The organism is Vibrio sp. 704 (genome assembly GCF_033339295.1).
On the sequence record NZ_JAWOUH010000005.1, the window covers coordinates 30,930 to 56,518 of the forward strand.

Consider the following 25,589-nt stretch of genomic DNA (forward strand, 5'->3'; position numbering starts at 1 on the left):
TGACTTTGCTAAAGCATTCTTAACTTATGCGTTCCGTTGAGCAGGTAAGTATAAGAGTGCTAAAAGAGTGACTGGGGCATATAGCTGAACGACAACAGCATAACAGAGCACTATGCTTTTCTCTCTGATTTTCTTGTTAGTTTAGGTATAATTCCACGTAAATTTAAAAAGAGACAAAATCAATGATTAAAATTGGTCAAATTAACAGCTTAGAAGTCATTAAAAAGGCTGATTTTGGCGTATTTCTGGATGGCGATGATTACGGTTCTGTTCTACTACCTAGTAAGTATGTACCAGAGGGTACTGAAATTGGTGAGCATGTAGACGTATTTCTGTACTTCGATTCAGAAAGCCAACTTGCTGCGACCATTGAAAGACCAATTGCCCAAGTGGGTGAATGGGGTTTAATGAAGATTGAGGGTGTGAATGCGACAGGTGCTTTTGTAAATTGGGGCATCAAAGAAAAGGACTTACTGATTCCTTTTAGTGAGCAACGCACTCGCTTCTCTGCCGGACAAACCATTTTAGTGTATGTTTATACCGACAAAGCGTCAGGTCGCATTGTTGGTACGACTAAGTTCAATAAATGGTTAGATAAAACTCCAGCGAATTATGAAGTTAACGAGCAAGTTGATTTGATCATCGCAGAGCGTAGTCAACTTGGTTATAAAGCTATCGTTAATGGTAAGCATTGGGGCATGATTTTCCCATCGGATGTTTTTGGTAAGCTTTACATCGGTAAAAAGCTGAAAGGCTTTATTAAGCACATTCGTGAAGATGGCAAAATCGACCTTGCTCTACAAAAAGTCGGTGTGGCGAAAATGGACGATCTTTCTAGTAAGATCCTTGACTTGCTAGAGAAGAAAGGCGGATTTTTGCCTTTGAATGACAAGTCTTCTCCTGAAGCGATTTTTGATGCTTTCCGCACAAGTAAAGGGACTTATAAAAAGACCATCGGTGGCTTATACAAGCAGGGTAAAATTGTCATTGAGAAAGACGGTATTCGTCTAGCGTAGTCCAAACTCACGTATAGTGGAACTACAGCCAAAAAAACGGCCCAAACTTTTCCTTTTTTTGGGCCTAGGGGAAACGGCTCCGCAGAGCCTGCGCTAAACTTGTCCAACAATAATTTTGTTGGTGAACATAGAGAGAAATGCCACATCAAAGCATTACTTTGATACAACTAGTTTAGTACAGCGTGTCCGGATCGCTAGCGAGCCCACTTGCTTTCATACTTACGAATTAAAAAGCCATCGCAAATACGATGGCTTTTCATTTATTTATGGTTCGTTACGTCTTTTAAAATAAGTTCTTATCTCGTACTAATTCGCGAGGGAGACCATTCTTTATTCGGTTGCTTACCCACTTGCCAAGGCCAATAACTGCGCCTTGATAGGTGACAAGCACTTCGCCTTTACCTGTTTTCATTCCCTCAGGAATGGTTTGTGGGCGAACATCACGCCCCATGTACCATTCGCGCGCTTCTTCAATACTGAGTTCAATGGCGTTGCTTTCAGAACCTGTCGCCAGGGCAGTCGCGACTTGGTGTTGCCAACGGTAGCCATTTTTATGGGCTTCCGCGATCTTTATACCCATACGGGAGAAGCGTAATTCGCCGATCATCGCTTCTAAAGCATTAGGGAATAACCAGACATCTTTATCGCGAAGCCATACAGAACTGTCATTTGGAAGTTTAATACCTAACGCGCTTTGGAGTTGTTGAGCAATTTCTGTCGATTCTTTTTTTGAAGTTTTAGCAAAGGGGAATTTCCCCATGCGCTTTTTGACTTCTGGCGCCTCAACAGCAGCCAGTTTGCGAATTCTTGCAACAAAGAACCCTTCACAGTCGTAGACCTGTGGGAAAATATGCAAAAAGCCTTCTTCAGTTAGAGCTGCCTCTGCGTTTTCAAACAAGTTCTCAAGGCTTTCAAACTCTACAGCATCCCCAAAGGTTTCTTTCAAGTGTTGACAAACTTGTTGGTTTTCTTCTGTACTGAGCGTACATGTTGAGTAAACCATCACACCACCGGGCTTTAATGCATGGAAGGCGCTTTCAATAAGATCTTTCTGTGTGTCAGCGATGTCGAGTACGGAAGCTTGCGTCCAGTTTCTCATCGCATCTTCGTCTTTGCGAACGGTGCCTTCTCCAGAACAAGGCGCGTCGAGCAAAACCGCATCAAATTGTTCTGGTAGCCAACCGCCAAAAACGCGTCCATCGAAGTTACTTAGTGCGGCGTTACGTACCCCACAACGTTCCACATTAGCGTGCAGTACTTTTACACGACTTGCGGCGTATTCATTGGCCACAAGTACACCTTCGTTGTTCATTAAAGCTGCAATTTGAGTGGTTTTTGAGCCTGGAGCGGCTGCGGTATCTAACACGGCATCGTAAGATTCATCATTCATAAACAGAGCAGATACCGGCATCATCGAACTGGCTTCTTGAATGTAGAATAAGCCAGACATGTGTTCTGCTGTGTTGCCTAATGGTACAACTGACTCATCCGCTTCAATCCAAAACCCCGTGTCACACCAAGGCACAGGAGAAAGCTTCCAGCCTTTTGCTTCTGCTCGTTCTAGAAACGCTTCAACACTGATCTTCAACGTATTAACTCGAATACTTTTGCGTAGTGGCTTTTGGCACGACGCGATAAAGTCTTCCATGTTGAGGTGAGCAGGAAGGATAGTTTGGATTTTTTCCAGAAACGCGTCTGGGATGTAAACATTAGGATGCAATGTGGGATCTCGTTTGCAGAATTTGTGGCAAATAATATACGAAAGCGAAGCAGAAACGAATAGTGACAAGGGCCGAGCGATAAAAAAGAGCAGCGATTGCTGCTCTTTTAAAGTGATCAAACTTCAATTTTACGTGAATTGAGCTTTATTCTACGGCTTCGGAATTGCTGTACGCCATTGAGTCCAACCTTCTTCAGCTTGTGGATACAAAAAGAAAGATTGCCCACTCTTTGCCGCTGGTGGAATAGTCGATTGCTCTGGCGTTGAAAACGCAATTCCTCCGCGAACTAAACTATCAAAGGTTCCCGCTTTGATGTTAGCGCCGGTAAGCCCGATGGAAACATCTACTCCTGAAACATTCCAGAACACACTGTTTTGACGAACGAGGTAAGCATATTCAGGCTGTATTTTGATAGTCGTGAGGATGCGATCAGCAAATTCTCCTAGGCTTACGTCGGTCACTTGGCCAACTTCCATCTGGCGGTAAAGAATAGGGGTACCGACTTGTACTGAGCCTCTCTGTTCACTTTGTAACGTAAACATGATTCCATGCACGCGTTCTGAACTATTTTCTAATTGAAAATCAAATTTAGCTTTACCTTTACCTGGCTCAACACTGATGGATTTCGAAACCAACGCCCCGAGGTTTTTAACGCCACCTAAACCAATTTCTGGTTCAGTTAGCCAAAAATGTGAGCCTTCAACTGCAATGTTTTCTACGTATTCAGGTAGGATCCTTGCAGTGACTTCAACCATGTTACGACGAAAATTCGGTACAACCAGAGTGATTTCACCAACTTTAACACCTTGATATTCAATCGGCATTCCTTTAGCAATCTCTTGCGAACCGTCGGTTTCTAAAGCAATGACGCGCCCAAACTTGCGAGCGGTTTTTTGATCAGAATACAGCTTCCAGTTTTCTCCGATTTTGTTTTCAACGCCTGGTACGGAGTCAAAAGCGATGCCACCTTCGATTAACGATTTTAAAGGGTGCGCTTTCACACTGACTCCGGCTAATGATGCATCTATCTCAATCCCTGAACGATTCCAAAAAACGGTTTGTGGCGTTACAAGATAAGCGAAGCGGTTTTCGATAGTAGCCTTAATTAGTACTCCGCCATCAACTAGCTGGAAATCGGAGACGTTACCAACTGGAAGATTACGATAGAGTAGAGGGCTGCCTTTGGAAATCGGCGGCAATTCAGAAGCAAATAGTGTTAGAGCCCTAGAGCCACTTTGATTGTACTGCGCCAATTCAGCCAATGATTCATTTTGGAACAGTTGATACTCTTTTTGAATATCCTGCTTGCCTTCGCTCACAAAACTAATTGACCCGGTTAACAACTGCTTTGCTGGAGGAACGGTAACGCTGAGCCCGGATTCAGTTAACTCTGCTGATGCACTGCCGGTTACATAAAAACGATTGTTTGATTTGATCAGATGTTTGTATTCATGGTCAATCAATACATCCATAAATACTTCGTGTTGTGATTTTTTATCTTCCTTAACTAGGCCCACTTTGATGATTGAACCAACAACGATGCCTTTATAAAGTACATTGGCACCGCTATCTAGGCCAAACGAATTGTCGGACACCAACCGAATCGCGATGGACTTTTCTTGCTGTTGGTTAAACACGTTTTTACGAATGGCAGTAAAGCGGCGAGAGCGTTCACCCGCGCCCGGCACGATCGTTAAGAAGTTCCCTCGCACTAAATTAGCAATGTTTTCTACACCAGAGAGGGACACTTTTGCTTCTTCTAAGACAAATCGAGTACCTGTCGTCAGCATGTCACTAAAAGCGGGTTGAATTGCCGCTGACGCCAATATCACTTCTCGGCCTTCGGAAAGGCTCAAGTCCGTAACTTGGCCAATTTCGATTCCGCGATACATAATTGGAGCGCCTTCTCCGCTGATCTTGCTGTCATCAGGTAGGACGATTTTAACCGCGATGCCTCGACCAGCAGTTTTCAAATCTTTATACAAACGGAACTCGGTGTTCTCTTCTACAGGCTCACCATCATCCGGAGAGTCGACGGCGATGGCGCCACCTAGTAAGGCACTCATGCTTTCTAGTCTTACATCGACACCTTCAAAACCGATGCTGGCACCAATTCCACTGACGTTCCAGAATCGACTGCGGTTGTTAATGATATGTCGGTATTGATCCTGAATGTTGGCCTGAATAGTGATAGATTTTGCATCTTCATCTAGCTGGTAACTGTACACTTCACCGATTGGGATTTTCTTATAAACAATTTGAGAGCCAACCGATACACCACCTAAATCACGGCTTTTGAGCTTAATATTCAAACCTTGAGAAACGCGTAAATCTGTTGGAGCAGAGTCTAACGCATGGAATGTTGTCTCAAACTCTTGACCATCTCCGGGTTGAATCGAGATGTAGTTACCTGAGACGAGCGCATCCAGTCCGGAAACTCCCGTTAGGCTAGCTGTTGGTTTTACTAACCAAAAGCGTGTTTTATCGTTCAGTAACTTTGCAGCTTCAGGATAGATATCAGCATCGACATAAATACTGCCGAGATCTTCGGTGAGGTTAATGTCTCTTACCATGCCGACTTCTAATCCTTGGTAACGGATAGTGGTTCGGCCGGCGACAAGACCAGCGGCATCAGAAAAATAGATTTGCACTCGTTGTCCTGCATCGTGTATCGACTTCACAACAAGCCAGCCAGCTAAGACCATGGTCAAAATTGGCAACAGCCAAAGAGGAGATATGCCTTTACTCCGCTTTACATCTGGTACGTATGACGTTTGAGAACTGTTCTGATCACTCATTCATTGACTCTTTTTCTGATTGTTTTGGGTTTGTTTGGTCCCAGATTAGCCTTGGATCAATACTTTCTGCTGCAAGCATGGTCAACACTACGACAACACCAAATGCTACGGCGCCATATCCTGGTGTGAAATCCAGTATCTGACCACGATCGACTAACGTCATCATGATAGAAATAACAAACAAATCCATCACAGACCATTTACCGATCCATTTAACAACAAAGTAAACCATCATTCGTTGTCTCTTAAACACCGAACGTTTGAATTGGATGCAAAGCATGATGTAGGCGAGCCCAAGTATTTTAATCACCGGGACAACGATACTCGCAACAAAAATGATCGCAGCGATTCCATACATGCCGCTTTTTACCAAACCAGCCACGCCTGAAAAAATAGTGTCCTCCAAACGCTTACCATTGGTAAGCAAGATGGAAATAGGGATCAGGTTAGCAGGGAAGATGGCGACCGTTGCTGCGATGAGGTAAGCCCATGTTTTCTGAATGGAGTTTGGCTTGCGATGATATAACTCGTGATGACAACGCTGGCAATGGTCACCTTCAGGCTGGGACAAGTGGCATTCATGGCAATGCACATCTTTATGCTCAAAAGCATATAAACTTTCTGGTTTCCAAGCTTCCCAATAACGACGCACGCTGATTCTTGAAACTAACAAAACGGTAAATATCTGCAAAAGAACCAGACCAATTAACCCTGGACCGACGAAAATGTCGGAATAATCTTGGAGTTTAAAACAGGAAATGGCGATGCTAACTAAGAACACATCCAACATAACCCAATGCTTCAAATGTTGAATTAGCCACAGTGAGATACGAAGCCCACGGAACCATCGTTGATGTAAAGAAATATGCGCCGTTACCACTGAAACACAAACCGTCAGTGGCGCTAGAGAGCTACAAAATAGAATGAGCAATGAAAGAAGAACAAATCCTTCTTCCATCAATGTGATCATCCCTGAAGGCAGGGTTGCCGGAATCATCACACCAAAGAGTCGGATGCTAATAAAGTTAAAAAAGTGCGATGGAATAAATAGTAGGATACAGGTTATCGCGACGGCTAGATTACCAGAGAGGCTAGGGCTACCTCCGCGATATAATTGTGTACCACAACGAGGGCAGTGTGCATTTTTGCCATGGGGTAAGTCGACGATGTCGACAGGCAATTCACAACCTTGGCACAGACGTACGTTATTGGGTTGCATGGCGTGCTTAGACAGAGAGGTCATAACGACCTCTCTAGCTTGAACGATTTAAGCGTGGGACTGTATGCCCCCATATAAGGTTTGATATAAGCCTTCTTGCTCAACTAACTCACCATGAGTACCTGTTTGCGTCACTTTCCCATCTTCAAGCACGTAGATCAAATCGGCTTGTTTAACAGCGGATAGTCGGTGCGCAACGATTAATGTTGTTCTACCACGTAAGAACTCGGTCAGTGCTTTGTGTAAAGCCGCTTCAGTAGCGGTATCTAGCGCAGACGTGGCTTCGTCTAAAATAACAAATTGAGGATTACTCAGCACCATTCTAGCAATGGCAAGCCGTTGTCGTTGACCTCCTGACAAACGAATGCCATTACGACCAACTTGAGTATCCAAGCCGTGGTTCAGTTGAGAAATAACATCTTGCAGCTGAGCCACTTCAAGCGCACGCCAAAGTGACATTTCGTCAAAATCCCCACCAAGCGTTAGATTATGCCTCAAGGTGTCGTTAAATAGTATAGGTTGCTGTAATACCACGGCAATTTTGTCGCGAATTACTTCAAAACCAATATCTTCTGTTAATTCATCATTAAAGCGAATGCTACCGGAGTTTTGACGGTAAACCCCAATAAGTAATTGTATCAAGGTTGACTTACCACCGCCGCTTGCGCCAACTAACGCCACTTTCTTTCCTGCCGGCATATGTAAAGAAAGATTATCTAGGACTTTGTTTTCATTATTGTAAGAGAAATTAATGTTTTCTACTTTAACGTCAACTTCTCTACCTTCTTTGAAAGGATTTACCTTAGGAACCGGTCTCTGCTCTTCTTCTAACTCTAATAAGTCGTTGATGCGTTTTAATGCGGCTTTAGCGCTGTACCAAGAAAACTGAATCCCAAGCAACTCTTGAACAGGAGAAAGCATGAACCATAGGTAACCAAAAACGGCAAATATTTGGCCAATAGTAAGGTCACTGAACATGACCATTAACATTGCGACAGCTCTGAATAATTCAAAGCCGATCAAAAAGAGAAGAAAAGAAACGCGACCAGCCGCTTCAGATTGCCAAGCATACTTGTCTGCATCAACGCGAACTTGGTTCGCACTGTCTTTGAGTTGTTGGAGGAATTCTCGCTCTTTATTGGCTGCGCGTAGTTGGTAGATTCCATCTAATGTTTCAACCAAACGGTTTTGGAAAATTTCAAAAGAATGATTTTCCTTCCGTTTCAGATGTTTAACCATACTGCCTAGTTTACGTGAGAAGTAAATGACAATAGGGTTAACTAACAGGATAAACAGACCAAGTCGCCAATCGAGCCAAAGTAGAACGATAGCAGTACCAATAACAGTCAGAAAACTGATAACGAATTTTGCTAACGTAGAACCAATAAATTTATCAATGGTCTCAATGTCAGTGATAAGGTGTGCGTTGATTCCTCCGCTACCTTTGGTTTCGTATTGTCGGATGCTGATACGGCCGAGTTTGTCGATCATTTTACTGCGCATCTCAAACGTGATGGTTTTTGAAACAAGCGTAAATTGTCGGCTTTGAAGGATATTTAATCCTTGGCTCGCAGCTCGCATAAGAACAACCAAGAACAGGGTGAAGAAAATATAGCCTGTCGGAGTGTGCCACGCTTCAGGGAGAATGGCATTCATGGCGTCTAAGCCTTTTGCAGGTTGGTCCAATAAGACCTCATCAACCATCAAAGGCATGAGGAGGGGAATTGGAACACTAATCAAGGTTGCAAGCACCGCTATCAAGTTCGCTATGATCAGCTTGGACTTGTGCTTTTTTACTTGTGTTATCAACCAAGAACGGCTAATAGTGTCATTTTTCAGAAGCATTGTAATTGAGAATAAGTCCTATTATAAAGTAGGGCTGCATTTTAGCGCCATACATTGAGAATGGAAGCTTTTATAGTAAGTAGGAAGTTAATATGAACTTAGAACAATACCAAAGACTAACCAAACAAGCTGTTGCTCTAATTGAGTCTGAACCAGACTTTATTGCGAACCTAGCAAACTTGAGCTCATTGCTTTTCATGGAACTTGACGATCTTAACTGGGCAGGCTTTTACCTAACAAAAGGTGAAGAGCTTGTTCTTGGTCCGTTCCAAGGAAAACCAGCTTGTGTTCGTATCCCAATGGGTCGAGGCGTCTGCGGTACTGCTGCACAAACTAATACTATACAAAGAGTATACGACGTTCACGAATTTGAGGGGCATATTGCGTGCGATGCAGCGAGCAATTCAGAAATTGTGATTCCATTTTCTATTAATGGAAAGGTGGTTGGTGTACTTGATATTGATAGTCCAAGTATTGGCCGATTTAATGAAACAGACGAAGAAGGTCTCACTCATTTCATGGTTGAAGTAGAAAAGCTGCTTAATTCACACGCGAACGACGCATAAATTAGCCTTCGAGTGTGGTTTTTCCTTGGCATGTCACTATAATACGAGAATATTTTTTCTTAATGCTCGCGGAAATCCGCTCAAATCAGGACCCCTCATGACTGAAAAGTTAAAAAACAGCAAAGAAGTTATTGCATATATTGCTGAATGTTTCCCTAAGTGCTTTACTTTAGAAGGTGAAGCAAAACCTCTGAAAATTGGTATTTTTCAAGATCTTGCGGAACGTCTAAATGAAGACGAAAAAGTAAGCAAAACACAGCTTCGTGCAGCGTTAAGACAGTACACTTCATCATGGCGTTACCTACACGGTGTAAAACCAGGTGCAGTACGTGTAGACCTAGATGGCAACCCTTGTGGTGAGCTAGAAGAAGAGCACGTTGAACACGCGAAAGCGACACTTGCAGAAAGCAAGGCGAAAGTTCAGGCTCGTCGTAAAGAACAAGCACAAAAAGCTCGTGAAGAGGGTAAGGCGAAAGCGAAACCTGCGGCTAAAAAGCCTCAACAGCCTCGTCGTACTAATAAACCAAAAGTACAAAAACCAACTAAGCCTGTAGAAACGCGCGCTCTAAATGCTGATGAAATCACAGTAGGTAACGCAGTTAACGTGAACATGGGCAAAGGAAACATGGCAGCGACCATTGTTGAAATCAATAAGGATGATGTACGTGTTCAACTTGCTAACGGCCTACAAATGGTTGTGAAAGCGGAGCACTTGCGCGCATAAAGGAGATACTCCTACGCATGAATTGCCGTTCAAAAGTGACCCTGATTGCTGCTAGCTTATGGCTAGCAGCATCAGCTCAGGCTCTTGAAGCCAAACTACATAAAGATGACCTGCCGGTTCTTTCTCCTGAAGTTCAGCATGAAACAGCTAGCAAACGAGTCACCTCGCGATTTACCCGCTCTCATTATAAGCACTTCAGCCTCAATGATGATTTCTCTAAAGCGATCTTTGAACGCTATGTAGAGTTGCTTGATTACAATAGAAATATTTTCACTCAAGCAGACATCGATTCATTTAAAAATTGGTCAGTCGAGCTTGATGATCAGCTTAAATCGGGCAACAACCAAATTGCTTTTGATGTTTACAACCTCTCAATGCAGAAGCGTTTCGATCGTTTTGCTTATGCGTTAACTCTACTCGATGAAGAGATCAAGTTTGATACCGATGACGAGATAGAGTTAGACCGCTCTGAGGCCGCATGGCCAAAAGACGAAGCAGAGCTCAACGAGTTGTGGCGCAAGCGTGTGAAATATGACGCGTTAAATCTGAAACTGACTGGCAAAGAGTGGCCAGAGATTAAAGAAGTTTTAGAGAAGCGTTATAACAACGCGATGAAGCGCATCACACAGACCAACAATGAAGACGCATTTCAGTTGTATATGAATGCCTTCGCGCGACAGGTTGACCCTCATACAAGCTACCTTTCTCCACGTAATGCCGAGCAATTCCAATCGGAAATGAACCTTTCTCTAGAAGGTATCGGCGCCGTTTTGCAAATGACAGACGATTACACAGTAATTCGTTCACTTGTTGTTGGCGGTCCGGCCTCAAAGAGTAAGCAACTTGGTGAAGGGGACCGAATCACTGGTGTTGGACAAGACGGTGAAGAAATTGTCGACGTGATCGGTTGGCGTCTGGATGATGTTGTTCAGTTAATCAAAGGCCCTAAAGGCACAAAGGTTAATCTACAGATCTTGCCAGAAGGTAACGATGCGAAGAGTTACATTGTCACAATTGTTCGTGACAAAGTTCGCTTAGAAGATCGTGCAGTTAAGTCAGAAATCATCGAAAAAGACGGTAAGAAGATTGGTATTTTAGAAGTACCAAGTTTCTACGTCGGCTTATCGAAAGACACCGATAAATTACTAGCTGAGTTGAAAACCAAAAACGTTGACGGCGTAATCGTTGATCTACGCAACAATGGCGGTGGTGCGCTAACAGAAGCAACGGCATTGACAGGTTTATTCATTAAAGAAGGTCCTGTAGTTCAAGTTCGTGACAGCTATGGCCGCATCAAGGTGAATGCCGATACCGATGGAAAAGTGAGTTATGATGGCCCATTGACGGTATTGATTAACCGCTACAGTGCTTCAGCATCTGAAATTTTTGCAGCGGCAATGCAAGATTATAATCGTGCAATCATCTTAGGTGAAAACTCTTTCGGTAAAGGTACAGTTCAGCAACATCGTTCACTGAATCATATTTATGATCTGTTCGATAAAGAGCTAGGTTATGTTCAGTACACGATTCAGAAATTTTATCGTATTGACGGTGGAAGTACGCAAAATCGTGGTGTTGCACCAGATATTTCGTACCCAACGCCAATTGAGGCTTCTGAAACAGGTGAAAGTGTTGAAGACAATGCTTTACCTTGGGATCAGATTGATAAGGCACAATATCAAACGTTTCCAAGTAACGACGCCTTAGTTGAAAAACTTACTGCTCTTCATAACAAGCGTATTTCTGATGAGATGGAGTTCCGCTTTATCAATGAAGACATCGAGAAATATCGTAAAGAAAAAGACGATAATACTTTGTCTTTGAACGAAAAAGTTCGTAAAGCTGAATCGGATAAAGCGGAAGCCCTTCGATTACAACGCATAAATGAACGTCAAGTTGCTTTGGGTAAAAAAGCATTCAAAACATTGGATGACATACCAAAAGACTACGAGGCTCCTGATGTTTATTTAGATGAGTCTGTCGCGATTATGGTCGATCTACTTAAGCAGGAAAATCAGTCATAATAACTGGCAATTTAGAATAAAAAGAGTGAGTCTTTCAGATTCACTCTTTTTTTATGCCTTTTTGCCTTCCGCTGTCTCGATATCGAGCAAGATATTCGCTTATTTTCCCCCAATAATTTACGTGATCTACATCTAAAATTTCGCGAAAGTGAGGACTACTGGCTAAGCTAAAAGAAAACGATAAGGATGCCGATATGAAGTGGTTCTTTATTTTACTTAGCTTTTGCTGCTTTAGTGTGTTTGGTGGAGAAAACACCAGAGAAGATGAATTAAGTCACTTTGACACGCCGTTTCTCATCGGAGACTGGTATTTGATGAACCCAAACCCCGAAGAGTCGGCTGAAAACTTTCGTGCGATCAAACTCTCATTAGGTTCTGACTACAGCTTTTCTATTGATATTCAAAAGAAAGACTATTCCGTTGACCATTGGGAAGGGCTGTATAACGCAAATGAAGACACCATCGTTCTTGGTTTAAACACCGACGAGCCTCAAATTTATGCCTATCGCAACAACCATAATACGCTTGATCTTAATGGTGTAACATTCACTAAGGGATTATCCAATTCACTTGCAGGTATTTGGTCTAGCTCTCACGTATCTGGCGACGGTCTTGTGGCCAACAACATTAATCAGATGGATTTGATACTTCAACCTGATTTCGTGTTCATGTTTAGGGTTTCGAACGAAGAAGGGGATGAGTCCATCAAACAAGGTGTGTTTTACACAGAAGATGAGTTTTTGGTTCTGTTGTATGAAAATGGCGAGCATGGAACCACGTATAAGCTCAACAAGAATGAGCTAACTATCGAAGATTCCAATGGTGATATGTACGCCGTACTCAATAGAGTTACGCCATGATGCCTTTAACATGCGCCAAATTACGCGTACGTACGGTAAGTCATTAATGTTGTTTAAATGTTAATCAAAAAACGGAGCTAGAGCACTAAAAGCTCCGTTTTTTGATAGAAAGACTTGTATTCTGATACCACAACCCCTACAAATAGCTTATATAGTGATACCAGAACTGCATTTTTGATCATGCAGTCTGGTATTTTTGTTGTTCGACATACAAGGATTTATGCTCATGTCTCAAGCTCCCCAGGCCAAATATCGTAAAGATTATAAAGAGCCATCTCATGCGATTACTGATATCGATCTTACTTTTGATCTATATGACAATGACACAATCGTTACGGCGGTATCAAAAGTTGCTCAAAAAGGCGATACAACAACGCTAGAACTCGATGGCGAAGGGCTTGAGCTACGCGCTGTAAAAGTAAATGGTGAGGATTGGGCTCATCACGAGGTGAAGGAGTCATCGCTGGTACTGACCGATCTTCCATCCGAGTTTGAACTTGAAATCGTCACCAAAATTGATCCTGAAGCGAATACAGCACTCGAAGGTTTGTACAAATCAGGCGGCGCATTTTGTACTCAGTGTGAGGCTGAGGGCTTTCGCCGTATCACGTACTATCTAGACCGTCCGGATGTTCTAGCAAAATACACAACAAAAGTGATCGCAGATAAAGCTGCTTACCCATATTTGCTGAGCAATGGTAACCGAATTGCAGAAGGCGATGCAGAGAACGGTCGTCACTGGGTTCAATGGCAGGATCCGCATCCAAAACCAGCTTACTTGTTCGCCCTTGTTGCAGGCGACTTTGATGTATTGCGTGACAAATATACAACGATGTCAGGTCGCAGTGTTGATTTAGAAATCTTTGTTGATAAAGGTAACTTAGATCGTGCAGGTCATGCGATGACATCGCTGATCAACTCGATGAAGTGGGATGAGGAACGCTTTGGCCTGGAATACGATCTGGATATTTACATGATCGTTGCTGTTGATTTCTTCAACATGGGTGCAATGGAAAACAAAGGCTTGAACATTTTTAACTCAAAATATGTTCTGGCGAACGATCAAACTGCGACAGATCGTGATTATTTAGGCATCGAAGCTGTGATAGGTCATGAGTACTTCCACAACTGGACTGGCAACCGTGTCACTTGTCGTGATTGGTTCCAACTAAGTCTAAAAGAGGGCTTAACCGTATTCCGTGACCAAGAATTCTCTTCTGACTTAGGCTCTCGTGCTGATAACCGTATTGATAACGTACGTATTATTCGTGGTCCTCAATTTGCGGAAGATGCAAGCCCAATGTCTCACCCGATTCGTCCTGACAAAGTCATTGAGATGAATAACTTCTACACGCTAACGGTGTATGAAAAGGGCAGCGAAGTTATTCGCATGTACCATACACTCCTTGGCGAAGAGGGCTTCCAAAAAGGAATGAAACTTTATTTTGAACGTCACGATGGTACCGCCGCGACGTGTGAAGACTTTGTTTCTGCAATGGAAGATGCCACCGGTGTTGATTTAAAACAGTTCCGTTTGTGGTACAGCCAATCGGGTACACCAACGCTACGCGTAAATAGCGAATACAACGCTGATGCAAAAACTTACGCACTAACGGTAGAGCAATTTACGGAGCCGACGCAAGACCAAGCAGAAAAACAAGCGCTGCATATCCCGTTCGATATCGAGTTGTATGATTCGAAAGGTCAAGTTATCCCACTGATGAGTAACGGTGAATTTGTTCATAACGTGCTGGATATTAAACAAGATAAGCAAACGTTCGTATTTGAAAATGTCGAAGAACAGCCAGTGCCATCTTTGTTGCGTGAATTCTCGGCACCAGTCAAATTAGAATACGATTACAGCGATGACGAGTTAGTCTTCTTGATGAAGCACGCAACGAACGATTTTGCTCGATGGGACGCTAGCCAAATGCTATTGGCTAAATACATTCGTCAGAATGTGAAAAACGTTCAAGCGGGACAAGAAGTATCGCTTTCTGAAGGTGTGATAGATGCTTTCCGCGGTGTGCTGTTGGATGAAACGCTTGAGCCTGCTTTCATTGCTCAAGTTTTCTCTATGCCTTCAATCAATGAGATTACTGGTTGGTACCAGCAAATTGATATCGATGCCGTAGACAAAGTGCTAAACAGCATTACAGTGTCACTTTCTAAGGAATTAGAAGATGAGCTAAGTGCGACTTATCACACGCTTAAGCAAACAGAGTATACGATCGACCATGCTGCTATTGGCAAGCGTGCTTTACGTAACCGTTGCCTTCAGTACCTAGCATATACGGAAAAAGGTAATGATTTAGTCAACGCGCAGTACGCATCTGCAAATAACATGACAGATACGATTGCTGCGATGAGTGCCGCAAATAACGCTCAGCTCGAGTGTCGTGAAGCACTTATGGCTGATTATAGCGATAAATGGAAGCACGATGGTTTGGTTATGGATAAGTGGTTTGCACTGCAAGGTAGCAATCCTGCAGAGGATGCTCTTGAAAAAGTAAAAGCAACCATGAACCACGAAGCATTTAGTTTGAAAAATCCGAACCGTACGCGCAGCTTAATTGGCTCGTTCTTAAGTGCGAACCCTGTACGTTTCCATGATAAATCCGGTGTAGGTTACCAATTTGCCGGTGAAATTCTTCGCCAACTAAATGATTCGAACCCACAAGTAGCTTCTCGAATGATTGATCCTTTGCTTAAGTTCCGTAAATACGATGAAGCTCGCCAAGCAATGATTCGTGCAGAACTTGAAAAGCTCAAAGCAATGGATAATCTTGCTAAAGATCTATTCGAAAAAGTGACTAAAGCACTAGACGAATAGTAAACAACACAATAGGGTGGTCATTAAGACCACCTTATTTGTTTATGTCACTTAGTTTTCACTTCATGAACTATTACTACTTCAATCTCAACATTTCATATCAAACGTTTTTATCTCATTATTCTGGTGCGGCAAGTGTTGTTCAAGTTGTCACACACAACGGTTTGCGTTTGCAGTTACCCGCCGCGAGATTTAGACCATTTCTTAGTCAATTGGGCGTTAGAGGCCAGTTTAGACTAACAACTGACCAAAATAATAAGTTTCTTAAGTTAGAAACTCTGTGATGTATTGTATTTGCAGAGAGTTAAATAGGAATCTTAGTCACAGAATCGGACATTTCACCTCTTACCACTACGATTAGTTGTTAAACATTTGTAATTATGCTTTTACAATGGGCACATGCATTACCTATGCTTAGTTTCTAAGGTAACAACCTAGCTACTAAGTCCCCCTACAAAACAACAATTCTAATGTGGAGTGTGAATATGACCGCGCGTGAAAATGTAGTGCCGGTTCTGCTTGAAAAGGTTTACCAACTGATTCAAGACAAACTCGAGCTTTCTCACCAAACGCTTGTAACTAAACTTGCTCAACACTTATTCAGTAACATTGCTGATGATGATCTAATTCAGCGAAACGAATCCGACCTTTATGGTGCTGTCGTTAGCCTTTGGCACCATATCAATGAAAAAAAACCAGAAGAGATTTCGGTTCGAGTATTTAACCCGACCGTAAGTCGTCAAGGCTGGCAATCCACACACACAATCGTAGAAATTGTTGTTCCAGATAGTCCATTCTTAGTGGACTCAGTCAAAATGGCTTTAGCACGTTTGGATCTTGTTTGTCACCTAATGTTGAATAACCCAACACAGATTCAGCGTGATAAAAAAGGCCAAGTTACAGACGTAAACGGTGAGGGTGGTGTTCTTCAATCACTTTTCCACATAGAGGTAGACCGCCTTACTAGTAAAGACGAGATGCAAGCGCTTAAAGAAGAGCTGTTAAGAATTCTATCTGATACTCGCTTAGTCGTTGATGACTGGAAGCAGATGGTTGATAAGCTTAAGTTTGTTACTGATGAACTTGAGAAAAATAAAGATCGTGTTTCTATCCAAACTGATCGTATGGATGAAACGATCGCATTTCTTCGTTGGCTAGAAGATCATAACTTTACCTTTATGGGTTATAAAGATTATGACTTAAAAGAGGTCAATGGTGATACCGAACTTGTTCCTGCTAAAGAAAAAGGACTAGGTCTGTTTGCTGATGACAAGCGCGTGCGTAGCGTCAAGCTCTCTGAATTATCAGATTCAGCGCGATTAGAAGCGAAAAAACCATACGCTCTGATCATCACCAAAGGTAACAAAGCATCTCGTATCCACCGTCCGGCTTATACTGATTACATCGGTATTAAAAAGTTTGATGAAAACGGTAAAGTAATAGGTGAGCATCGCTTTACTGGTTTATATACCTCCGCCGTTTACAACCAAGCGGTACAAAGTATTCCTCTGATCCGTGAAAAAGTTGACCGTATCCTTGAAGCAAGTGGATACCGCCACGGATCATACTCATACAAAGCATTGCACAATATCTTAGAAAACTACCCACGCGACGAGTTGCTTCAAGCTAATGAAGAAGAGCTGCTTGAGGTGGGAATGGGTGTTGTACAAATGCAAGATCGTGACTTGCTGCGTTTGTTTGTTCGTAAAGACCCATTTGGTCGTTTCTTCAGTTGCATGGTTTATGTCACTAAAGATCGTTACAACACAGAATTGCGTCGTCAAACTCAACGCATTCTTAAGCAGTACTTTGGTTGCGAGCAAGAGGTTGAATTTACAACGTACTTCTCAGAAAGCCCACTAGCGAGAACACATTACATTGTTCGTGTAGACAATAACAACATTGACGTAGACGTGAAAAAGATCGAGCAAAATCTAATGGAAGTTTCTACCTCTTGGGATGACAGACTAAAAGAATCCATCATTGCTAACTTTGGTGAAAGTAAAGGCCTTCCTCTTTCAAAAGAATATATGAGTGCGTTCCCTCGCTCATACAAAGAGGACATGATGCCAGGTTCTGCGGTTGCAGATATCGAGCGCTTAGAAGCGTTAAGTGATGATAATAAACTTGGTATGTTGTTCTACCGACCTCAAGAAGAGGGAGCAGATTCCAAAGCTGTCCGCTTAAAGTTATATCATCGCGATGAACCAATTCACCTTTCTGACGTAATGCCGATGTTGGAAAACCTTGGTTTGCGTGTGATTGGCGAATCGCCATATGAGATCGAGAAAAACAACGGTCAGACCTTCTGGATCCTTGACTTCTCTATGCTGCATAAGAGCGAGAAAACCGTTGACCTTCGTGAAGCTCGTGATCGTTTCCAACAAGCATTTGCTGCCATTTGGGCGGGTAATCTTGAAAGTGATGGTTTCAACCGATTGTTATTAGGTGCGTCTTTATCTGGCCGTGAGATTTCCATTCTTCGCGCTTACGCACGATACATGCGCCAAGTCGGCTTCCCATTCAGTCAGCAGTACATCGAAGACACGCTAAGCCACTACCCAGACTTAGCGACAGGTCTAGTCAAGCTGTTCACCAAGCGATTTGATCCGAAACACAAAGGCAGCGACAAAGGCCAAAACGATCTAATTAAAAAGCTAACAGAGCAGTTGGATCGTGTAGAGAGCTTGGATGATGATCGTATTATTCGTCGTTATATCGAAATGATCATGGCGACGCTTCGTACCAACTACTACCAAGTAGACGAGAATAAGCAGCCTAAGCCTTGGTTATCTTTGAAAATGAAGCCAAGCGATATTCCTGAGATTCCGCAGCCTGTACCTGCATTCGAGATCTTTGTTTACGCACCAGATATTGAAGGTGTTCACCTTCGTGGTGGAAAAGTGGCTCGTGGTGGTTTGCGTTGGTCAGATCGTCAAGAAGACTTCCGTACGGAGATTCTTGGCTTAGTGAAAGCGCAACAGGTTAAGAACACTGTCATTGTACCAGTGGGTGCAAAAGGCGGCTTCGTTTGTAAACGCCAGCCATCTCTCACCAGTCGTGATGAAATTTTTGCGGAAGGTCAGCGTTGTTACAAACGCTTTATCCGTGCACTGCTTGATGTGTCAGATAACATCATTGAAGGAGAGGTGGTACCACCACAAAACGTTGTTCGTCACGATGAAGATGACCCATATCTAGTAGTGGCTGCCGATAAAGGCACAGCAACCTTCTCAGATTTGGCAAACTCTGTTTCTGCAGAATACAACTTCTGGCTAGGTGACGCATTCGCTTCAGGTGGTTCAAACGGTTACGATCACAAAGCAATGGGAATCACCGCAAAAGGTGGTTGGGAATCTGTTAAACGTCACTTCCGTGAAATGGGCATCAACTGTCAGACCACTGATTTTACTGCAATCGGTGTAGGTGATATGGCAGGTGACGTGTTCGGTAACGGTATGCTGTTATCGAAGCATATTCGATTGCAAGCTGCGTTTAACCACATGCACATCTTTATTGATCCAAATCCAGATTCAGCCAGCAGCTGGGAAGAGCGTAACCGCTTGTTTAATTTGCCAAGATCAAGCTGGGAAGATTACAACAAAGACTTGATCTCTCAAGGTGGTGGCATCTTCTCTCGTCGATCAAAATCGATCCAGTTGACGCCAGAAATTCAGAAAATGTTAGGTACGAAGAAAGCATCTTTAGCGCCTAACGATCTGATAAAGATGATCTTGAAAATGAAAGTCGATCTTCTTTGGAACGGTGGTATCGGCACTTACGTTAAATCATCGACAGAAACTCATACAGATGTTGGTGACCGTGCTAACGACATGCTGCGCATTGACGGCCGTGACTTAAGAGCCAAAGTGGTTGGCGAAGGTGGTAACTTGGGTATGACTCAGCTTGGTCGTATCGAATACGCACTAACTGGCGGTCGAGTGAACACGGACTTCGTTGATAACGTAGGTGGCGTTGACTGTTCGGATAATGAAGTCAACATCAAGATCTTCCTCAATGGACTGGTTTCAAATGGCGATCTTACGGTTAAGCAACGTAACCAAATTCTAGAGTCTATGGAAGACGAAGTGGGTGAAATTGTCTTGGATGATGCTTACCGTCAGTCGGAGTCGATCTCTGTTACTGAACAGCAAGGTGTTGGCATTGTTAAGGAGCAAATTCGATTCATCCACACTATGGAGAAAGCAGGGTACTTGGACCGTGCTCTCGAATACATTCCTGATGATGAAACGCTAATCGAGCGTGAAAAACAGGGACTAGGTCTGACTCGCCCTGAGCTATCAGTGTTAGTTGCCTACGGTAAAATGGTACTTAAACAGCAACTTGTTACGGATGAAATCGCAAATGATGAATTCCATGCAAAACAACTTGTTGAATATTTCCCAAGTGCGTTACGACGTAACTATAAAGATCAAATGGTTAATCACCCACTGCGAGCTGAAATTATCGCTACAGCATTGGCTAACCAGATGGTTAATGAAATGGGCTGTAACTTCGTTACTCGTTTGCAAGAAGAAACTGGTGCAAGTGTTGTCGATATTGCCAACGCTTACAGTGCGGCTAGAGAAATCTTTGATTTAGAAGAAATCCTCAAGCAAACTCGCAAACTTGATAACGTTGCGACAGCGCAAGCTCAATACGAAATTATGTTTTACGTGCGCCGAGCACTGCGTCGAATTGCACGCTGGTTGCTTCGTAACCGTAGCGGCAAATGCACGGTCGGTGAGTTGATTGCTATCTACAAGCAAGATGTCAATGTTATCACTGAAACCCTAGACACTATGTTAGTTGAGTCTGAAGTTGAAGAACACAATGAGTTGGCTCAAGGTTGGATAGAGAAAGGGGTTGAAGAGAAACTCGCTCACCAAGTTGCCCGCTTATCAAGCTTACAATCTGCACTGGATATTTCATCAGTAGCAAGTGAAACAGGTAAAACGGTTGAGCAAGCATCGAAACTCTACTTTAACTTGGGTGACCGTTTATCGTTGCATTGGTTCTTGAAGCAAATTAATAGCCAAGCCGTTGATAACAACTGGCAAGCACTTGCAAGAGCGGCATTCCGTGAAGATCTGGACTGGCAACAACGTCAACTTACCGCTCAGGTACTGACTTGTGGCTGCTCAACCGAAGAGCTTGACGTGATGGCTGCGTTAGAAGATTGGATTGAAACTAACGAGCAATCGTTGCACCGCTGGGAGAGTATCTTAAACGAGTTCAAAGTTGGCTCAGTACACGAATTTGCTAAGTTCTCTGTAGCACTTCGAGAGCTAGTACTTTTAAACCTCAACTGCTCATCGAAAGAGTAGTGGAATAATCAAGTCATAAGTAAAAGCCTCGTTATTTAACGGGGCTTTTTATTATCTATTATTCACATTTGGAACGAAAATAGTTACATTGTCACATTGAGTTGAAATTAAAACAGAGTGAAATCGATTGCTTTTAAGCGGTTAGTTACGATTTTTATCGCAGAAACTTGATTGTAATTGTTTGTTTTATATTTGAAAATCTTATAAAGATATAGGTTTTTACTTATTACGTTCATTTTCATTGAATTACGATGAAAAACGGTAAATAATATTGTCCCGTTTATACGGGGCTTTTTTCTTTCGGAGGCACAATGCTTTACCGTCTAGCCAGAACTGGCTTTTTCCAACTCGATGCCGAGAAGGCACATGATCTTGCAATCAAGAACTTCCAACGCTTTAACGGCACACCACTTGATCTCTTTTACCGCCAACAGTTACCAACTCGTCCAGTTGAGTGTATGGGTCTAACATTCCGTAACCCTGTTGGTCTTGCGGCTGGTTTAGATAAAAACGGCGAATGTATTGAAGCATTTGATGCCATGGGCTTTGGCTTTGTCGAAGTCGGCACTGTAACGCCACGACCACAACCAGGTAATGATAAACCACGCCTATTCCGTTTAGTGGAAGCAGAAGGGATCATCAACCGCATGGGCTTTAATAACCTAGGCGTTGATAATTTGATCGAGAATGTTAAACGAGCAAAATTCAATTGTGTTCTCGGAATTAATATCGGTAAAAATAAAGATACGCCAATTGAGAAAGGGGCAGAGGACTACCTGATTTGTATGGAAAAAGTGTATGAGTATGCTGGCTATATTGCAGTAAACATCTCATCGCCAAACACTCCAGGCCTTCGTTCACTTCAATATGGTGAAGCCCTTGATGAACTGCTTTCCGAATTAAAGGCGAAACAAGCGGAGTTATCAGAGAAGTACAACAAGTACGTCCCGTTAGCATTAAAGATTGCGCCAGATTTAAGTGACGATGAAATCTGCCAAATTTGCGATTCTTTATTGAAAAACAATATAGATGGTGTGATCGCGACTAACACAACTTTGGATCGCACGATCGTAGAAGGGATGAAACACGCCAATGAGGCAGGTGGCTTGAGTGGTCGCCCTGTGCAATCACGCTCTACGGAGGTCGTACGTAAGCTTCATGAAGAGCTTGGAGACAAACTTCCAATTATCGGTGTTGGTGGTGTAGATTCCTATGTTGCAGCCAAAGAAAAGATCATGGCAGGCGCTAAGCTTGTTCAAGTCTACACTGGCTTTATTTACCACGGCCCAGGTCTCGTACGTGATATTGTTAAGAATCTTTAACATATACATCAAAAACTACTGAAAAATCAGTACCTGTTACATAAAAAAGAGGACTTTGTTTCCTCTTTTTTTTTATCCGTTCGTTTGTAGAATTTAAAAATCACGAGTAGGTAATTAAGCGTCTTACCTCTTTACCACTGATTTAACTAGTCAAGAGAGAACGGAATAATGCTTAAACCCAGCGACAAATGGAATTGGTATTTTGACGAGCAAAAAGCTTGCTTAATGCTGGATCTGGGGGAGGAAATGATTTTCCAAACCAATCTATCCCGAAAATTGTTGGTTAACTGTGCCTTCTCAAACAGTGAATTTACCGTTGATGACGCCAGCGCATTTCAAACGTTTAATGAGCGCATTCGCTGTCTCGATATCAGTGAATATCGCCAAGCTGAATTAACACTGTATTGTGTTGCTGCAAAGCGTTTTCATAAACCTGTACAGCCTAAGAGCTGGTTCTTCGATGCACAGTCCTCTGATTATGAACCTCAAGAAGGGGACATGGTCTTTCTCACAAATCAATATTCTGATGGTATGTTCATCGTTCTAGAACCAGGCGAAACATCGAGCTTATGTGCTTATGTTAACCAAGAAGCCTTTGTTCTTGATGGCAATAAGGCGCTTCAATTTGGGCAGCCGATTAAAGTAATGCATGATCGCATGGCTTGTGCAAATCACCTCTTTGCAATGACCCCTATGGCAATGGTGGGTTAAAGCTGTTTAATTTTTCTTTATTTCGTTCCTTTGTTTGCCTTAATCGACCTTATTGGGTCGATTTTTTTTTGTCCTTTCCTCTGACACTCCAATCCGAAAGACCATGAAACTGTTTGTTTTCTATGCATGCAAACATGAAGCTGGTCACTTTTATTTTACTTATTTCAATTTGATTACTCCTTTAATTAGGCAACCTAGCGCCTAAAACAACCCTATTTATTCCCCTATAAAGGGCATTTGTAAGTAATTTACATCAACCAATCACGACTGGTATATACCAAAATGCATGTAAATAAGTATTCACTTCTTCTAAAGGAAACAAAATACGTTCATGAATGAAAAACATTCAAACTAAAGATGTTGAAAGTTTTAGATCATTTGAGTGGTGATGATTTGAACTAACGGGTGGGAAAATACCTTTAAAAACGAGGCATTGATCGTAAAGTCAGGTATAATTGAAGCCATTTTTTATCAGCGAAAGAACACTATGAATCAATATCTCGCGGTAACTTCAAATGGCATGGAAAATTTGCTTGTTGAAGAACTGACTAAACTAGGCATTGAAAATGCGAAACCAGTACAGGCAGGCGTAAAATTTAAAGCGACAAACGAACAGGTTTATCGCTGTTGTTTGTGGAGCCGTTTAGCGTCTCGATTTGTACGTGTTTTATCTGAGTTCACGTGTAACAACGACATGGACTTGTATCTATCCACTTCCACTATTAACTGGGTTAACCAATTTCATAGCTCTAAACGCTTTGTTGTGGACTTTAACGGCACAAACCGTGAGATTAGAAATAGCCAATACGGAGCTATGAAGGTCAAAGATGGCATCGTAGATTGCTTTGAGAATAAAGGCTTGCCACGTCCTAATATCAGCAAAGAACGCCCAGATATTCGTATTCACGTTCGTTTGCATAAAGATAAAGCGTTGCTTGGGATAGACATGGTAGGTAGTGGTCTTCATCAGCGTGGTTATCGACCAGAATCGGGTCGTGCGCCATTACGTGAAACGCTTGCTTCTGCGATTATCATGCGTTGTGGCTGGGATGGGCATCAACCATTACTCGATCCAATGTGTGGTTCTGGTACTTTGCTTATTGAAGCGGCAATGATGGCAGCCAACATGGCACCTGGCGTTAAGCGCAAACAATGGGGCTTCGAAGTTTTGGAAGACTTTGAACCGGAGACCTGGGCTGAGATTAAATCAGAGGCTAATGTTCAAGCTAGACGGGGTGTCAAGAAAGTTGACGCTAAGTTTTTTGGATTCGATAACGACCCCAAAGTATTAAAAGTCGCTCAAGAAAACGCCCGCAGAGCAGGTGTTGAAGAGTTGATTGAGTTTGCGCAAGGTGATGCTGCAACTATTACTCGTCCCGCAGGATTTGAACACGGTGTTATCGTTTCAAACCCACCTTACGGTGAGCGTCTAGGAACTGAGCCGGGGCTGATTGCGCTCTATACCGCATTCGGTGGACAGCTAAAATCTGAGTTTGGCGGATGTAAAGCATCTATCTTCTCTAGCTCGGACGAGCTCTTGAGTTGCCTTCGTATGCGCGCTGATAAACAGTTTAAATTGAACAACGGTGCGTTACCGTGTCACCAAAAGAACTACAGCATTGCCGAGCGCAGCGCTGATGAAGTTAAAGGTGCAGATACTAACGTTCAAATCGCACCAGACTTCTCAAACCGTTTGAAGAAAAACATTGGCAAGATTGGCAAGTGGGCTCGTAAAGAGAAACTAGACTGCTATCGTATCTACGATGCAGACCTTCCAGAATACAACGTAGCGATCGACGTGTACGGCGATCAAATTGTGATTCAAGAGTACGCAGCACCTAAGAACATCCCTGAAGAAAAAGCCAAGCGTCGTCTAACGGACATTATCCGTGCGACGATTCAGGTGACCGGTGTTGAAGCGAACAAAGTTGTACTGAAAGTTCGTGAGAAGCAGAAAGGTCGAAGCCAGTACCAAAAATTAGGTCAGGTATCAGAGACGCTCGAAGTAAACGAGTACGGTGTGAAGCTGATCGTGAACCTTCATGACTACCTAGACACAGGCCTGTTCTTGGATCATAAGATCACTCGTCGTCGTCTTGGCGAAATGGCACAGGGTAAAGATTTCCTTAACTTGTTTGCTTACACTGGCAGTGCAACAGTGCACGCTGCAGTTGGTGGTGCTCGGTCCACTACAACTGTCGATATGTCAAACACCTACTTGAATTGGGCGAAAGACAATATGCAGCTTAATGGCTGTGTAGGGCGCCAACATAAATATGAACAAGCGGACTGTTTGCAATGGCTAGAAAACGCAAAAGGTGAATACGACTTGATCTTTATTGACCCACCTACGTTCTCTAACTCTAAGCGTATGGAAACATCATTCGATGTACAACGTGACCACATTAAGCTAATGAAGAACCTCAAACGCTTACTGAGAAGTGAAGGCACAATCGTATTTTCAAATAACAAACGTCACTTCAAGATGGATGAAGAATCACTCGCTGAATTGGGTTTGAAGGTTCAGAATATTTCTTCTCAAACGTTACCATTAGATTTTGCGCGTAATAAACAGATTCATAACTGTTGGCTAGTAACGCACGCGTAGTATAAACAAAAGGAT

15 protein-coding genes are annotated in these 25,589 nt (G+C 42.8%); 11 read left to right on the forward strand and 4 right to left on the reverse strand.

What is annotated here, in order from left to right; genetic code table 11:
* Nucleotides 1-182 precede the first annotated feature (182 nt).
* Nucleotides 183-1,016 carry a S1 RNA-binding domain-containing protein gene (locus R7R24_RS09745; RefSeq protein WP_017633794.1) on the forward strand — a complete coding sequence of 278 codons (834 nt, stop codon included), beginning with the start codon at nt 183-185 and terminating at the stop codon, nt 1,014-1,016.
* 283 nt (nt 1,017-1,299) lie between these two features.
* On the opposite strand, the gene rsmF is transcribed toward R7R24_RS09745, so the two are convergent.
* From rsmF to R7R24_RS09765, 4 genes are all read right to left on the reverse strand, one after another.
* Nucleotides 1,300-2,736 (reverse strand): 16S rRNA (cytosine(1407)-C(5))-methyltransferase RsmF, encoded by a 1,437-nt coding sequence (gene rsmF / locus R7R24_RS09750; RefSeq protein ID WP_213883909.1) that lies wholly within the window; start codon nt 2,734-2,736, stop codon nt 1,300-1,302.
* A gap of 150 nt (nt 2,737-2,886) precedes the next feature.
* Nucleotides 2,887-5,535: an MlaD family protein gene (locus R7R24_RS09755; RefSeq protein ID WP_017821870.1), complete on the reverse strand. Its 2,649-nt coding sequence runs from the start codon at nt 5,533-5,535 to the stop codon at nt 2,887-2,889.
* Nucleotides 5,528-6,778, reverse strand: a complete 1,251-nt coding sequence (locus R7R24_RS09760) for a paraquat-inducible protein A (RefSeq protein ID WP_017821871.1) — start codon at nt 6,776-6,778, stop codon at nt 5,528-5,530. Before R7R24_RS09760 ends, R7R24_RS09755 begins: the two co-directional genes overlap by 8 nt.
* 24 nt (nt 6,779-6,802) lie before the next feature.
* Nucleotides 6,803-8,599 carry an ABC transporter ATP-binding protein gene (locus R7R24_RS09765; RefSeq protein WP_021033889.1) on the reverse strand — a complete coding sequence of 599 codons (1,797 nt, stop codon included), beginning with the start codon at nt 8,597-8,599 and terminating at the stop codon, nt 6,803-6,805.
* Between the two features lie 92 nt (nt 8,600-8,691).
* On the opposite strand from R7R24_RS09765, the gene R7R24_RS09770 reads away from it, so the two are divergent.
* The 10 genes from R7R24_RS09770 (at nt 8,692) to rlmKL (ending at nt 25,574) form a co-directional block, all read left to right on the forward strand.
* Nucleotides 8,692-9,165 carry a GAF domain-containing protein gene (locus tag R7R24_RS09770; RefSeq protein WP_005377433.1) on the forward strand — a complete coding sequence of 158 codons (474 nt, stop codon included), beginning with the start codon at nt 8,692-8,694 and terminating at the stop codon, nt 9,163-9,165.
* Nucleotides 9,166-9,262: 97 nt separating this feature from the next.
* Entirely contained in the window at nt 9,263-9,889 is a 627-nt protein-coding gene (gene proQ / locus R7R24_RS09775; protein ID WP_005377435.1) for an RNA chaperone ProQ, read from the forward strand.
* Nucleotides 9,890-9,906: 17 nt separating this feature from the next.
* Nucleotides 9,907-11,913 (forward strand): carboxy terminal-processing peptidase, encoded by a 2,007-nt coding sequence (prc, locus tag R7R24_RS09780; RefSeq protein ID WP_017634279.1) that lies wholly within the window; start codon nt 9,907-9,909, stop codon nt 11,911-11,913.
* 194 nt (nt 11,914-12,107) lie between these two features.
* The gene (locus tag R7R24_RS09785; RefSeq protein ID WP_005377438.1) at nt 12,108-12,773 is read left to right on the forward strand and encodes a hypothetical protein; all 666 of its coding nucleotides are present in this window, start codon (nt 12,108-12,110) and stop codon (nt 12,771-12,773) included.
* A gap of 226 nt (nt 12,774-12,999) precedes the next feature.
* Entirely contained in the window at nt 13,000-15,606 is a 2,607-nt protein-coding gene (gene pepN / locus R7R24_RS09790) for an aminopeptidase N (RefSeq protein WP_054579306.1), read from the forward strand.
* 65 nt (nt 15,607-15,671) lie between these two features.
* Nucleotides 15,672-15,890: a DUF2835 domain-containing protein gene (locus R7R24_RS09795; RefSeq protein ID WP_005377440.1), complete on the forward strand. Its 219-nt coding sequence runs from the start codon at nt 15,672-15,674 to the stop codon at nt 15,888-15,890.
* A gap of 201 nt (nt 15,891-16,091) precedes the next feature.
* A complete protein-coding gene (locus tag R7R24_RS09800; protein ID WP_025766614.1) occupies nt 16,092-20,933 on the forward strand; it encodes an NAD-glutamate dehydrogenase in 4,842 nt (1,613 codons plus the stop codon).
* Between the two features lie 311 nt (nt 20,934-21,244).
* Entirely contained in the window at nt 21,245-22,255 is a 1,011-nt protein-coding gene (gene pyrD, locus R7R24_RS09805; RefSeq protein ID WP_017634281.1) for a quinone-dependent dihydroorotate dehydrogenase, read from the forward strand.
* A gap of 168 nt (nt 22,256-22,423) precedes the next feature.
* Nucleotides 22,424-22,966, forward strand: coding sequence for a cell division protein ZapC (locus R7R24_RS09810; protein WP_005377444.1), 543 nt, complete (start codon nt 22,424-22,426; stop codon nt 22,964-22,966).
* A gap of 487 nt (nt 22,967-23,453) precedes the next feature.
* The gene (rlmKL, locus tag R7R24_RS09815; RefSeq protein ID WP_005377445.1) at nt 23,454-25,574 is read left to right on the forward strand and encodes a bifunctional 23S rRNA (guanine(2069)-N(7))-methyltransferase RlmK/23S rRNA (guanine(2445)-N(2))-methyltransferase RlmL; all 2,121 of its coding nucleotides are present in this window, start codon (nt 23,454-23,456) and stop codon (nt 25,572-25,574) included.
* Nucleotides 25,575-25,589: the final 15 nt, after the last annotated feature.